We start from the raw sequence: 12,976 nt of genomic DNA, 5'->3' as shown, positions 1-12,976 counted from the left end.
AACGCCACCATGAAGAAAGATAAACGCTACGCCATCGTGCTCGATACCAGGCGCTGCATCGACTGCAAAGCCTGCACGGTGGCCTGCAAGACCGAAAACAACGTGCCCCTCCCGGAAGACACCTGTCGCAACTGGGTCACCGAGGAGCCCCTGCGGGGCAGCTACCCCAACCTGGGGCAGAGCTTCGCTCCCAGCCAGTGCAACCAGTGCGAAAACCCGCCCTGCAACAGCGTCTGCCCGACCAGCGCGACGGGGATTACCGAGGGCGGCATCGTCACCGTCAACCCGGACAAGTGCATCGGCTGCAAGTACTGCATGCTCGCCTGTCCCTATGACGCCCGCTACTACAACGAGGAAACCGGCGCCATTGACAAATGCACCTTCTGTATTCAACGCCTGGCAGTCGGACGGATTCCCGCCTGCGTTGAGACCTGTCCGACCAAGGTGCGGACCTTCGGCGACCTGAACGACCCCTGCAGCGAAGTTTCCATCCTGCTGGCCAAGAACCGGCACCGGGTCCTCAAGCCGGAGTTGGGGACCAAACCCTTCCTGTTCTATCTGATTTAGGAGAAGACTATGTCAACCATTGCCAAGAAACCCGGTCAGCTGCTCTGGTTCGCCCTGCTCAGCCTCTGCCTGATCGCGGCCGCCGGCGCAGCCGGCTACAGCTTCATGGTCGGCCATGAGCAGGCCTTCAACGTCAACCGCGGGGTGCCCTGGGGAATCCTGATCGCGACCTATGTGTTTCTCGCTATTTCCTGCTCCGGGCTGTGCCTGATTTCCAGTCTCGGCCATGTGTTCGGCTTCCACGAATTCACCCTGATCAGCAAGCGGGCCATCCTGCTGGCGATCCTCTGCCTGATGGGCGCCTTCGGGGCCATCGGCCTGGACCTGGAACATCCCTTCAACATGATCTACACCCTGCTGTCGCCCAACTTCAGCTCGGGGATCTGGTGGATGGGGACCATCTACGGCATTTACCTGGGCATCCTGGTGGTCGAGTTCTATGCCCTGATGACCGACAACCACAAACTGTCGATCGTCACCGGCTCTCTCGGTTTTCTGTTCGCCATCGCCGCCCCGTCGGTCCTCGGTTCGGTCTTCGGCCTGACCCTGGCGCGCCCCTTCTGGCACGGATCGTTCATGCCGGTCTACATCATCATCACCGCCCTGGTCTCCGGCACCGCGCTGATCATCATGGTCATGTACTTTCATCATTTCGTGCGCAACCTCGAGATGGATGAACAGGACCGGCGCCTGATCCGGCTGCTGGGCCGCATCCTGGCATTGATGATCTTCATCCTCATTTTCTCGGTCTTCTGGAACGTGGTGGTCGGCCTCTACGGCAAACAGCCCGGACACTACGAACCGGTCATGGCACTGTTGACCGGAAAACTGTCGCTGAACTTCTGGATGGGCGAAATTATCATCGGCCTGGTGGTGCCGCTGCTGCTGCTGATGCGCCATGACCGCACCCCGTTCAGCACCATGATGGCCAGCCTGCTGGCCCTGGTCGGCATGTTCTTCATGCGCTACGACATGACCATCGCCGGCCAGCTTTACCCGCTGCGGCTGCAGGAGTACGGACTGGAGGACGGGCTGTTCAGCTATTCACCGTCACTCAGCGAAGTGCTGATCGTGATCGGCTGCCTGGCCTTCAGCGCCTTCGCCTACACCCTGGCAGAAAAACTGCTCAAGCTGGACACCGACAGAGAACAGCATTCCTGATCCGACAGGCTGTCGCCTGAATCCGTGGGTTCCTGCCGGGCAAGAGCAAACGACTTGCGCTCTTCTCCGGCAGGGGCTCACCGATTCAGGCGGCGCTGTTCTCACGTGGAAACATGAACCGGCGACGGGGAGGAAATGATGCTGCAGATACTGCTCCTGATCCTGCTCATTCCTGTTAATCTGCTGGCCCAGCCGATCGACATCGGCGAGCCCTTTCCGGAACTGCCGCTAAAGGCCCCGGCGACCGATGCCCAACGATCCTACCTCGGCATCGGCGAACAGGATCATTTCCGTCTCAGCGACATTCCCTCCGAAGTGGTCCTGGTCGAGGTGCTCAACGTCCTCTGTCCCCACTGCCAGAAACAGACCGCGCCCTACAACCGGCTCTTCGAAATGATCGAAAAGGATCCGCAGACCCGCGGCCGGGTGAAAATGCTCGGCATCGCGGTCGCCAATTCACCGGCACAGATCGAAGACTTCGTCACCGTCTACGATGTCGCCTACCCGGTCATCGCCGACAGCGATTTCAGCCTGCACATGGCGATTCGCGGCGGTCCGACCCCGCTGTCGATCTATGTCCGCCAGGCCGGTCCCGGGCAACCGGGCATGGTCGCCGGCAGCCATCTCGGCGAAGACCGCGACCTCCCCCCGCTGTTCGCCTACCTCAAGGAACTGATCAGCATGCGGGCCGCCGACTTCAAGGGCCTGGCCGACCCGCCGCAACCGGTCTATCCACCACCACTGCGAATGTCCGAAAGCCGCCTGCGACAACGCATTCAGAAAGGATTCTCCCGACTGGGCCGGATGCGGGAACTGCACCAACTGCAACTGCCCTCGCGGGACCGGGTCTATGCCGCCATGGTCGACGGACGCCCCCTGTACGCCGCGGTCATCAGCCGCCGGGCGATATGCGACGTCTGTCACAACGTCCATTTCCTGGCGTTCTTCAATCTCGAAGGCAAACTGCTGGCTTTCGAAACGTTGCACCTGACCCGCTACGGCAATGAATTATGGGATGAACAGGAGGTGGAACAGATGCGTCGCCGGGTGGTCGGCGGGCAGCTGGGGAGGGGCTGGACATTCGATCCCGAGGTCGATGCGGTGAGCAGCGCGACCATGACCTCGGCGATCATTTTCGACAGCCTGCGACGGGGTTCAAAACTGCTGGAGGAGATCCGCCGGGCGGAAGCGCACTGACACTGCCCGTCATCTCCACCAGGCTCAGGTCAACTTGGCCAGCCAGGCCGACTCCTGCCGGACGAAGGCCAGCAGCACCCGCGCCGCCCAGGGATAGAGACCGTCACCGAAAGGCCGCAGCCGCTCACTGAAAGGCTCCAGCCAGGGCAGCAGCAGGGTGGTGAGAAAGTCCCGCTGCGCGGTCGTCATCTCCCGCACCTTGTCCAGCTGCCGCTCCGAGAGGCCATCAACTTCCCTGCCGACCAGGAAGTAGAGATACTCCAGTTCAGTGCTGAGAAAATCGGCGGGTTCGCCATCATCGTCGAGACTGAGCCCCCGGTCGCGATAGCAGTCGGCCACCCGGACTGTCGACGCCCCCATCAACCGGCCGTCATCATCAAGGTAAACGGAACCGTACAACGGCGCCGGAATTCCTCCCTGGCGGGCAATAAACAACCCGGTGTACTCCTCCTGCAGGTCGGCAACGTTCTGCGGAACATCAACCGGCCCGGGAAGCTGCAGCCAGGCGGCGATCTCGTCAGTCCTGCCGGCGGCGATCTCCTGCAGCAATCCGGCATCCGGGTAGCGGAACAACCGGGAAAAAAAACGATAAACCTGCAGCCTCTGGCGTACATGCAACATCGGGTGACTCCTTTCAATCGGGTAAATATATAGATATACGAATATAACTGGAAATGCAACCGGTTTCCGTCACCGGCTCACCGTAAACGCTGAAAAGATTTATTGTTTTTTGCCACATTTCAGTGTATAAAAGCAGCATTCCAGCGGAGGAGGCTAAACCATCATGTTCGGACTCGGCACACAGGAACTGGTCATTATTCTGGTCATCGTTCTGGTGATCTTCGGCGCGGGCAAACTGCCGCAGGTCGGTGGAGCCCTCGGCAAGGGCATCCGGAATTTCAAAAAAGGGATGAACGACGCTGACGAGGATCAGGAGCTTGAACGGCTCGACGACGAGAAAAAGGACGACGAAAAGAAAGACAGCTGAAACCACGAGAAACGGTTGCAGCCTGAAGAAATAAAAACAGCCCGCCCCTGTTCATCAGGTGGCGGGCTGTTTTGTGTAAACCCGAATCGGTGAACCCCTTGTCGGCGGACAGCACAAGCACTCTCCACCCAGCAGGAACTCACGGATTCAGGATTGATCGCACTGCCTTCAGCCGCGAATCGGTTCGATGGTGATCACCACCCGGCGGTTCAACTGCCGACCGGACTCACTGGCGTTGCTGGCAATCGGCTTGCCTTCGCCGTAACCGATGACGCGGATCCGGTCGGGATTGACCCCGTTGCCGACCAGGGCGTTCTTGACCACCTGCGCGCGGCGCTCGGAAAGCTGCTGATTGTACTGCTCACTGCCGGTGCTGTCGGTATGGCCGGCAACCAGCAGGGTGGTCTGCGGATACTGGTTGAGAACCTTGGCCACCCGGAATATCTCATCATGGGCCCCCGCTTTAAGGGTCGCCGAGTTGACATCGAACAGCACATCCGACTTAAAGGTCAGCGCCAGGGTGTCGGCGTTGCGCCGGATGTTGGCGCCTTCAACCGCCGCCAGTTCCTGGCGGAAGGCCGCCTCCTGGGCGTCCATGTAGGAACCGATCTGGTTGCCGGCGATACCGCCGACCAGGGCGCCGATGCCGGCCCCGATCAGGGTCGACTTGGTGTTGCCGCCGATCGCCTGGCCGAGCAGCGCGCCGCCGACGGCACCGACCCCGACCCCGACCCGGGTTCCCTGTTCGGCCTTGTTGGCCGGAGGCGCACAACCGGCAACAAAGAATGTCAGCACCATCAGAACAATCATCAGGTTACGCATTTGAACATCTCCTTTAGCTGTGGATAGGACGACACCGCATATATCGATCCTGCTGGTTTAAATCCTAACATAATCCCCGCGAGACGACTTTTCAATCATTCAATTCCCCCGGGTCATCCTGCTGTCGATGCCCCACCGTCCCCCCAAATCCACCGGCGGTTTTGTGGACCGAGGGTGGCGAAACGGGTGGAGATGCGAGGCGCCGCGCCGATTCGGGCGCAGACGTGGCCGAGCTACGTTGAGCACCGAAGCGGTGAAGGCAACGAAGCGGATTCATCCGTAACGACAGCCGAATCCCGAAATTGCCGGTGGATTTGGGGTCCCGGCCCGGCCTTGTCATAAACCTGCCAGACATGTTATTTTAACAGGCTTTGACAGACCCACTAAGGAGTGAAACCATGAGCATGACCCGTGAACAGGTCGCGCACGTCGCCCGCCTTGCCCGTCTCGATCTGGCCGACAATGAACTTGACCGCCTGGCCGCCGACATGGATGCGATCCTCAGTTACGTCGACAAGCTGAACGAACTCGATGTCGACGGCATCGAGCCGACCGCCCACGCGGTGCCGATGGAGAATGCCTTCCGCGAGGACCGGGTCCGCCCGTCCATCGGGACCGAAAAGGCGCTGATCAACGCGCCCGCGGGCGACGACAGCTGCTTCCTCGTTCCCAAGGTCATTGAATAATCCCGCGTTTCGCCAAACCTGAACCGACAAGGTTGACAAGCCATGCCCTTTATCGATCTGAACCTGCAGCAACTGCAGAGCAAACTGGCCGGCGGCGAATTCAGTTCCCGGGAACTGACCCGGGCCTACCTGGACCGCATCAACGCCACCGGCGGGAGCCTCAACAGCTTCATCACTATCTGCGAAGAATCGGCGCTGGCCGCCGCCGAAGCCGCCGACATCCGTCGGAAAAAAGGTGATGCCGCACCGCTGACCGGCATCCCGCTGGCGGTCAAGGATATCTTCAACACCGAGGGCATCCGCACCACTGCCGGGTCGCGCATTCTCGAAAACTATGTCGCGCCCTACGATGCCACTGCCATCGCCCGGCTCAAGGAACAGGGTGCGGTGCTGCTCGGCAAGCTCAATATGGACGAGTTCGCCATGGGCTCCTCCAACGAGAATTCGGCCGCCGGTCCCTGCCGCAACCCCTGGGATCCGAACCGGGTACCGGGCGGCTCCTCCGGCGGCAGTGCCGCCGCGGTCGCCGCCCGCCAGGCGGTGGCGACCCTCGGTACCGACACCGGCGGCTCGATCCGCCAGCCGGCTGGCCACTGCGGCGTGGTCGGACTCAAACCGACCTACGGCCGGGTGTCGCGCTACGGCGTCATCGCCTATGCCTCTTCCCTTGACCAGGTCGGCCCGCTGGCGCGCACGGTCGGGGATTGCGCCCTGCTGCTGCAGGCGGTGGCCGGTTTCGATCCGGCCGATTCGACCTCGGTCGACACCCCGGTCCCCGACTACAGCGCCGCCCTCGGCGAAGATGTCAGGGGCCTGAAAATCGGCCTGCCGAAAGAATATTTCATTGACGGGCTCGATGCCGATGTCAAGCAGGCGGTCGAAACGGCGGTCGCCGTCTACCGCGACCTCGGCGCGGAAATTGTCGAGGTCAGCCTGCCGCACACCGACTACGCCGTCGCCTGTTACTACCTGGTGGCCACCGCCGAAGCTTCCAGCAACCTGGCCCGTTACGACGGGGTGCGCTACGGCCGCCGGGTCGACAATGGTTCGGGCCTGATCGACATGTACTGCCGCAGCCGCGCCGAAGGCTTCGGCGACGAAGTCAAACGGCGCATCATGCTCGGCACCTACGCCCTGTCAAGCGGCTACTACGACGCCTACTATCTCAGGGCCCAGAAGGTCCGCACCCTGATCCGCGACGATTTCAACAAAGCCTTCGATCAGGTCGACCTGCTGCTGACGCCGGTCTCGCCGACCCCGGCCTTCAAACTCGGAGAAAAGGTCAACGACCCGTTGCAGATGTACCTCTCGGATATCTTCACCATCCCGGTCAACCTCGCCGGAACCTGCGCCATGAGCGTCCCCTGCGGTTTCTCCGGGCAGAATCTGCCGATCGGCCTGCAGTTGATCGGCCGGCCCTTCGGCGAAGAAACCCTGCTGCGCGCCGGTCACGCCTACCAGCAGGCAACCGAGTGGCATCTGAAAACGGCAGAAATTTGAAATCGATTCACCATAGAGGCACAAAAACCTTAAAATCCTTTAGCCACCAAGACGCCAAGGCACTAAGAAAAGCAAAGGCAATTCAGGGTTGGACCTAAAACCCGAGTACTGGGTTTCAGATTTTCTTGGCGCCTTGGTGCCTTGGTGCCTTGGCGGCAAATCGATTTTCTCCGTGCCTCCGTGGTAAAAAAAGCCTTTATCCCTGAAAGGTAGCACCATGTCCTCACTCTTCGAACCGGTCATCGGCCTGGAAGTTCACGTCCAGCTGACCACCGACACCAAGATCTTCTGCGGCTGTTCCACCGAATTCGGCCGGACGCCCAACAGCCAGACCTGCCCGGTCTGTCTCGGGCTGCCCGGCGCCCTGCCGGTCCTCAACCGCCAGGTGGTCGAGAACGCCATCAAGGCCGGGCTGGCGACCAACTGCCGGATCGCCCCGCGTTCAGTCTTCGCCCGCAAGAACTATTTCTACCCGGACCTGCCCAAGGGCTACCAGATCAGCCAGTTCGAACTGCCGATCTGCGAGCATGGCTGGCTTGACATCGAAACCGAAGGACGCGGCCCGCAACGGATCGGCATCACCCGCATCCACATGGAAGAAGATGCCGGCAAACTGCTGCACGCCGAAGGGGAAGGCAGCTCCCGGGTCGACCTCAACCGCGCCTGCACGCCGTTGCTGGAGATCGTTTCCGAACCGGACATGCGCAGCGCCGACGAGGCCATCGCCTACCTGAAGAAACTGCACCAGATCGTCGTCTACCTCGGCATCTGTGACGGCAACCTGGAAGAAGGCTCCTTCCGCTGCGACGCCAACGTCTCGGTCCGTCCGCGCGGCCGGGAGGAGTTCGGCACCCGCGCCGAGCTGAAAAACATCAACTCCTTCCGCTTCATCCGGGAGGCGATCGACTACGAGATCGAACGCCAGATCGAACTGATCGAGGACGGCGGCACGGTGATCCAGGAAACCCGGCTGTTCGACAGCGACAAGGGCACCACCCGCTCGATGCGCGGCAAGGAGGAGGCCCACGACTACCGCTACTTCCCCGACCCCGACCTGCTGCCGCTGACAGTCGACCCGGAATGGGTCGAACGGGTCCGCAAGGAACTGCCGGAACTGCCGGAAGCCAAGCTGGCGCGCTACCAGCAGGAACTCGGCCTCAAACCCTATGATGCCGAAGTCCTCACCGCCGACCGCAAAGTGGCCGAATACTTCGAGGCCTGTCTCGCCCGGCATGACAATCCGAAACTCTGCGCCAACTGGGTGCAGGGGGACATCCAGCGCAAACTGAACGAGACCGGCCTGGCGGTCGACGCCATCCCGGTCACCCCGGAGCTGCTCGCCGGCCTGCTGAAACGGATCGACGACAAAAGCATTTCCAGCAATATCGCCAAACAGGTCTTCGACCTGATCTGGGAGAGCGGCAGGGACGCCGACACCATCATCGAGGAGAAAGGGCTCAAACAGGTCACCGACAGCGGCGCCATCGAGGCCCTCGTCGACGAGGTGCTGGCGAACTGCGGAGCGCAGGTCGAACAGTACCGTTCCGGCCAGACCAAGGTCCTCGGCTTCATCGTCGGCCAGGTGATGAAGGCCAGCAAAGGCAGGGCCAACCCGCAGCTGGTGAATGAGCTGCTGCGGAAGAAGCTGGACTGACAGAAAAAAATCCGGCCACCAAGACACCAAGGGCGCCGAGGGAATTAAAATCGGCCAAGGGCCAAAGGCTAAAGGTTTTTGTCTCCCCCTTAGCCTTTATCCCTTTGCCTTTCAGCCGCCTTTGATAATAAAGGAATACTCCCATGCAGACCAACATCTCCAATCGATGTGCCACCGCCGGGGGGACCGGCATCAAGCCGCTGCGCTACGCCGGCGGCGTCCTGCAGATGCTCGACCAGCGCAAGCTGCCGACCGAGGAAATCTGGCTTGACTACCGCGACTACCGCGAGGTGGCCGAGGGCATTCAGACCATGGTGGTTCGGGGCGCCCCGGCCATCGGCTGCGCGGCGGCCTTCGGCGCCTGGTTCGGCGCGCGAGACATCGAGGCGGAAGAAACCGGAGATTTTCTCGATCGATTCGCCGCCGTCTGCGACCACCTCGCCGCCAGCCGGCCGACTGCGGTCAACCTCTCCTGGGCGCTGCAGCGGATGCAGGGTTTCGCTCGCAACCACGCCGACCGTCCGGTCGAACAGATCAAGATCGCGCTGGAATACGAGGCCCTGGCGATCCTCGAAGAGGATGAGCGCATCAACCGCGCCATGGGCCGGCACGGCCAGGAACTGATCCCCGACCCGGCGCGGATTCTCACCCACTGCAACGCCGGGGCACTGGCCACCGGCGGTTACGGCACCGCCCTCGGCGTAATCCGCGCGGCGGTGGCCGCCGGCAAGCAGGTCGCGGTGCTGGCCGACGAGACCCGCCCCTTCCTGCAGGGCGCGCGACTGACGGCCTGGGAACTGCAGCGGGACGGCATCGACACCACGCTGATCTGTGACAACATGGCCGGCTACCTGATGAGCCGGGGACTGATCGACTGCGTCATCGTCGGCGCCGACCGCATCGCCGCCAACGGCGACGTCGCCAACAAGATCGGCACCTATACGGTGGCGGTGCTGGCGCGCGAACACCGGATTCCCTTCTACGTCGCCGCGCCGGTGTCAACCATCGACCTGAGCCTCGCCGACGGCAGCCTGATCCCCATCGAGCAACGCGACCGGCGCGAAATCACCCATATCGGCGACATCCAGCTGGCACCGGACAACATCGGCGTCGTCAACCCCGCTTTCGATGTCACCCCGGCACGACTGGTCACCGCCATCATCACCGAACACGGGATCGCCACCGGAAACTATCCCGTCCGACTTGCCGAACTGGTCAACTGCGGGGGCTGAATGGACGATCGCGAACTCAGCGACCGACTGCAGCCGGCCTGCCGGAATCGGGACGATCCGGAACTGGCGGAGCTTTCCGAGCTGCTCGGATTTGCCGACGGCAAAAAGACCACCGTCAACCTGCTGCTGCTCAACGAGCTGACCGGCGACCCGCTCCTGCTGGCCGCCATCGCCAACGATGCCGCCGCGACCGCCGACCCCGACCAGGCCCTGAACAACCTCGAACGACTCAGCGGGTCGCTCCCCAAAGAAGAGCTGATGCCGGTTTTGCGACAACCTGACGAACGCCGGCAACTGCTGACCATCCTCGGAGCATCCGCTTTCCTCAGCTCGATCCTGTGCCGGAAAAACGAATATTTTCATGACCTGTTTGTCGGCGGCAGCCTCACCGCCGCCTGCGACCGGGAAGAGATGCTGGTACAACTGCGGCAGAAGATCCCTGTGGGGAGTGATTTCGCGGCTCTGCAGAAAGGGCTGCGGGAGTTCAAGTATCACCAGGTGCTGCGCATCGGCGGCCGCGACCTCTGCGGCCTGGCCGACTTTCAGCAGACCGGAGCCGAACTTTCCGACCTGGCCGCCGCCTGCCTGCAGCGCGCTTTTGAAATCTGCGACATGTTGCTGCGTGACGAATATGGCGCGCCGCTGCTTGAAACCGAAGACGAAACCTGTCCCCTGGAAGCCGAATTCACCATTCTCGGCATGGGCAAGCTCGGCGGCCGGGAATTGAACTTCTCCTCGGATATCGACCTGATCTACTTCTACAGCTCCGAACGGGGCCGAACCGCCGGCCATCCCGACCGGCCCGGTGGGGGCAGGCAGATCTCCCTGCACCAGTATTTCTGCAAGCTGAGCGAACAGATCGGCCGCGCCCTCGGCCAGGTGACCGGCGACGGCTTTGTCTTCCGCGTCGACCTCAACCTGCGCCCCGAGGGCAGCCGCGGCGAACTGGCGACACCACTGCGGGGCGCCGAAGCCTATTACGAAAGCTGGGGGCAGAGCTGGGAACGCACCGCGCTGCTCAAAGCCCGACCGGTAGCCGGTTCAATCTCTCTCGGAGAACGCCTGCTCAAATCCCTGGAACCCTTCATTTACCGCCGTTATCTCGATTACGGGATGGTCGAGGACATGCGGGGGATGAAACAGCGCATCGACCAGAGCCTGGCCCGCAGGCAGGAGGCCGACACCAATCTCAAGCTCGGGCGCGGCGGAATTCGTGAAATCGAATTCTTCATCCAGGCGCTGCAGGTCGTCCACGCCGGGAAGAATCCGCGACTGCGGGTCCGCAACTCACTCGACGCCCTCGACCAGCTGCTGGCCGAGGGGCTGATCCCCGAGCGGGACCACGTCGCCCTGCGCGAGGCCTACATCTTCCTGCGCAATACCGAGCATCGCATCCAGATGGTCCAGGAGGGGCAGACCCACAGCCTGCCGTCCAGGCCCGAGGAGCTGCGCGCCCTGGCGCGGCGCAGCGGCTTCGCCGACGCAGCGGCCTTCCTGACTGAACTGCAGCGGCACCGGGATGCCGTCGCCGAGTTGTTTCACAGCCTCTTCTACACCAGCGACGAAGAACTCGGCAGCGGCATCCGCCCCGAAATCGGCGTTCTGCTCGATGAAAACACCGATCCCGATTTCGTCAAGGACCTGCTTGAAGAGAACGGCTTCCGCAATCCCGACGGAGCCTTCGAATCCCTGCAGATCCTCCGTCACGGCCCGCCGCACAACCCGATGGCACCACGTTCCCGCCGCCAGCTGGAAAAGCTGGCGCCGCAACTGCTGCAGGCGGTGATCGATTCCCCCGAACCGGATATGGCCCTCGGCAACCTGGAAAACTTCGTCGTCGCCCTGCGCGCGCGGGCAACCTTCTTTTCGCTGCTGGCCCAGAATCCCGAGGTCATCACCCGGCTGGTCAACCTCTTCGCCACCAGCCAGTTCCTTTCCCGGATCTTCATCCAGAGCCCGCAGGTTCTCGACTCCCTGGTCAGCCACGACGCGGTACGGATCAAGGAGCTGGATGATTTCCGCCGTGACCTGCGGGTCCAGCTGGAGATGGTCGATCATTACGAAGACCAGCTCGATGCCCTGCGCCGCTTCCGCAAAGAGGAAATGCTGCGCATCGCCCTCAACGACATGCACGGTCTAGCCCTGCAGGGCCAGACCGCCCGCCAGCTTTCCGAACTGGCCGAAGCCTGCCTTGAAGCCGCCGTCGAACTGGCCCGGCAGGAGCTGCTGCCGCGTTTCGGTCTGCCCTTCACCGGTGACGGGGAGCCGGCCGGATTCGTCATCCTCGGCATGGGCAAACTCGGCGGCCGGGAACTGAACTACCATTCCGACCTCGACCTGATTTTCGTCTACCGGGGCGAGGGGGAAACCCGACCGGTGGAAGGAACCGACCCGGGACGTTTCCGCGTCCAGAGCAATCGGGAATACTTCTCCCGCCTGGCGCAACGGATTATTTCCGTCCTGACCCTGGTCACCCGCGAAGGCAAGGTCTACGAGATCGATGCCCGACTGCGACCATCGGGCAACCAGGGGCCACTGGTCACCAGCCTGGATGCCTTCGAACGCTATCACCAGGAATCGGCCCAACTCTGGGAGCGCCAGGCCCTGACCAAAGCCCGGGCGATGGCCGGACCGGAGGACCTGGTCACTGAACTCACCCGCCTGGTTGACAACATCCTCTATCAGCAGCCGCTGCCGGAGAACGCCGCGGAAGAAATCAGGCGCCTGCGGCAACGCATGGAAACCGAGATCGCCCGCGAGGATGACGCCCATTTCAACATCAAGACCGGTCGCGGCGGCATGGTCGACGTCGAGTTTCTTACCCAGTATCTGCAGCTCAAACATGGCGCCCGGCACCCCGAGCTGCGCAGCCAAAATACTCTGCAGACGCTGCAGTCCCTTGCCGATCTCGGCTTGCTGACCGAAACCGAGAACCAGTTGCTGAGCAGCGGCTACAAATTTCTGCGGCGTCTCGAAAACCGGCTGCGGCTGGTCCATGACCAGTCCATCAATGAACTCTCCGGCGACCCGGCCTACCTGCGCAAACTCGCCAGGAGACTCGGGTATCCTGAGAAACCGAAAAAACCCGAGGTGACGTTCCTCGAAGATTACCGGGCCGTCACCGGCAACATCAGGACCATCTTTGAACATTACCTGGCAGGTTGAACCG

At 62.1% G+C, this 12,976-nt stretch carries 11 protein-coding genes; 9 read left to right on the top strand and 2 right to left on the bottom strand.

Going from position 1 to position 12,976, the window contains the following annotated elements; all coding sequences use genetic code 11:
* The first annotated feature begins 9 nt into the window (after positions 1-9).
* From B5V00_RS11980 to B5V00_RS11970, 3 genes are all read left to right on the top strand, one after another.
* The gene (locus B5V00_RS11980) at positions 10-567 is read left to right on the top strand and encodes a 4Fe-4S dicluster domain-containing protein (RefSeq protein WP_085011042.1); all 558 of its coding nucleotides are present in this window, start codon (positions 10-12) and stop codon (positions 565-567) included.
* Between the two features lie 9 nt (positions 568-576).
* Positions 577-1,728 (top strand): NrfD/PsrC family molybdoenzyme membrane anchor subunit, encoded by a 1,152-nt coding sequence (nrfD, locus tag B5V00_RS11975; RefSeq protein WP_085011041.1) that lies wholly within the window; start codon positions 577-579, stop codon positions 1,726-1,728.
* A gap of 138 nt (positions 1,729-1,866) precedes the next feature.
* Entirely contained in the window at positions 1,867-2,925 is a 1,059-nt protein-coding gene (locus tag B5V00_RS11970; RefSeq protein WP_172399735.1) for a TlpA family protein disulfide reductase, read from the top strand.
* Between the two features lie 24 nt (positions 2,926-2,949).
* On the opposite strand, the gene B5V00_RS11965 is transcribed toward B5V00_RS11970, so the two are convergent.
* Positions 2,950-3,546 carry a TorD/DmsD family molecular chaperone gene (locus tag B5V00_RS11965; RefSeq protein ID WP_085011039.1) on the bottom strand — a complete coding sequence of 199 codons (597 nt, stop codon included), beginning with the start codon at positions 3,544-3,546 and terminating at the stop codon, positions 2,950-2,952.
* 163 nt (positions 3,547-3,709) lie between these two features.
* Here B5V00_RS11965 and tatA point away from each other — a divergent pair, with 163 nt between their 5' ends.
* Entirely contained in the window at positions 3,710-3,913 is a 204-nt protein-coding gene (gene tatA / locus B5V00_RS11960; protein ID WP_085011038.1) for a twin-arginine translocase TatA/TatE family subunit, read from the top strand.
* A 168-nt stretch (positions 3,914-4,081) separates the two neighbouring features.
* Here the strand turns inward: tatA and B5V00_RS11955 are convergent, their stop codons facing one another.
* Complete coding sequence (locus B5V00_RS11955; RefSeq protein ID WP_085011037.1) at positions 4,082-4,735, bottom strand: YiaD family glycine zipper/OmpA-like lipoprotein; 654 nt, start codon at positions 4,733-4,735, stop codon at positions 4,082-4,084.
* Positions 4,736-5,133: 398 nt separating this feature from the next.
* Here B5V00_RS11955 and gatC point away from each other — a divergent pair, with 398 nt between their 5' ends.
* The 5 genes from gatC (at position 5,134) to glnE (ending at position 12,972) form a co-directional block, all read left to right on the top strand.
* The gene (gene gatC / locus B5V00_RS11950; RefSeq protein WP_085011036.1) at positions 5,134-5,421 is read left to right on the top strand and encodes an Asp-tRNA(Asn)/Glu-tRNA(Gln) amidotransferase subunit GatC; all 288 of its coding nucleotides are present in this window, start codon (positions 5,134-5,136) and stop codon (positions 5,419-5,421) included.
* Positions 5,422-5,463: 42 nt separating this feature from the next.
* The gene (gene gatA / locus B5V00_RS11945; RefSeq protein ID WP_085011035.1) at positions 5,464-6,921 is read left to right on the top strand and encodes an Asp-tRNA(Asn)/Glu-tRNA(Gln) amidotransferase subunit GatA; all 1,458 of its coding nucleotides are present in this window, start codon (positions 5,464-5,466) and stop codon (positions 6,919-6,921) included.
* 217 nt (positions 6,922-7,138) lie between these two features.
* Complete coding sequence (gene gatB / locus B5V00_RS11940; RefSeq protein WP_085011034.1) at positions 7,139-8,575, top strand: Asp-tRNA(Asn)/Glu-tRNA(Gln) amidotransferase subunit GatB; 1,437 nt, start codon at positions 7,139-7,141, stop codon at positions 8,573-8,575.
* 143 nt (positions 8,576-8,718) lie between these two features.
* Positions 8,719-9,807: an S-methyl-5-thioribose-1-phosphate isomerase gene (gene mtnA / locus B5V00_RS11935; RefSeq protein WP_085011033.1), complete on the top strand. Its 1,089-nt coding sequence runs from the start codon at positions 8,719-8,721 to the stop codon at positions 9,805-9,807.
* Entirely contained in the window at positions 9,808-12,972 is a 3,165-nt protein-coding gene (glnE, locus tag B5V00_RS11930; protein WP_085011032.1) for a bifunctional [glutamate--ammonia ligase]-adenylyl-L-tyrosine phosphorylase/[glutamate--ammonia-ligase] adenylyltransferase, read from the top strand. It abuts the gene before it with no gap.
* Positions 12,973-12,976: the final 4 nt, after the last annotated feature.

Origin of the sequence: Geothermobacter hydrogeniphilus (assembly GCF_002093115.1) — a bacterium.
GTDB classification, from domain to species: Bacteria; Desulfobacterota; Desulfuromonadia; order Desulfuromonadales; family Geothermobacteraceae; genus Geothermobacter_A; species Geothermobacter_A hydrogeniphilus.
The sequence above is the reverse complement of the archived record's forward strand: the minus strand, read 5'-3'. Positions and strand labels throughout refer to the sequence as shown.